Below are 564 nucleotides of genomic sequence, written 5' to 3'. Positions count from 1 at the left end.
GGATCTCTACGCCGAGTACGACGAGCTGCGCCGGCGCATCGGCTACGTCCCGCAGGCCGATCCGCTGCACGCCCAGCTCACCGTGCGCGAGGCGCTCGAGTACGGCGCCGAGCTGCGGTTCCCCGCGGACACCACGGGGCAGGAGCGGCGCGCCCGCGTCCAGGAGGTCATCGGTGAGCTCGGCCTGACCGCGCACGCCGACACGGCGGTGAGCCGGCTGTCCGGCGGGCAGAAGAAGCGGACGTCGGTCGCGCTGGAGCTGCTGACCCGGCCGTCGTTGCTGTTCCTGGACGAGCCGACGTCGGGGCTGGACCCGGCGAACGACCAGTCGGTGATGGAGACGCTGAAGGGCCTGGCCAAGGGCGGCGGGGTCGGTTCGGCGGACGAGAGCGGCCGCACGGTCATCGTGGTCACGCACAGTGTGCTGTTCCTGGACCTGTGCGACTACATCCTGGTGCTCGCCCCGGGTGGGCACGTGGCCTACTTCGGCCCGTCGGACGGGGCGCTGCGCTTCTTCGGCAAGGAGGACTTCCGCGAGTTCGCGGCCGTCTTCCGGGAGCTGGA

General features: G+C 71.6%; 1 protein-coding gene. It reads left to right on the top strand.

The features are described from left to right. A partial coding sequence (locus MXD62_RS10000; protein WP_248829059.1) for an ATP-binding cassette domain-containing protein occupies nt 1-564 on the top strand: 564 nt, incomplete at both ends.

It is taken from the genome of Frankia sp. Mgl5, from assembly GCF_023242985.1.
GTDB lineage: Bacteria > Actinomycetota > Actinomycetes > Frankiales > Frankiaceae > Parafrankia > Parafrankia soli.
Note: the sequence above shows the minus strand (reverse complement) of the source record. Positions and strands in the feature narration are given on the sequence as shown.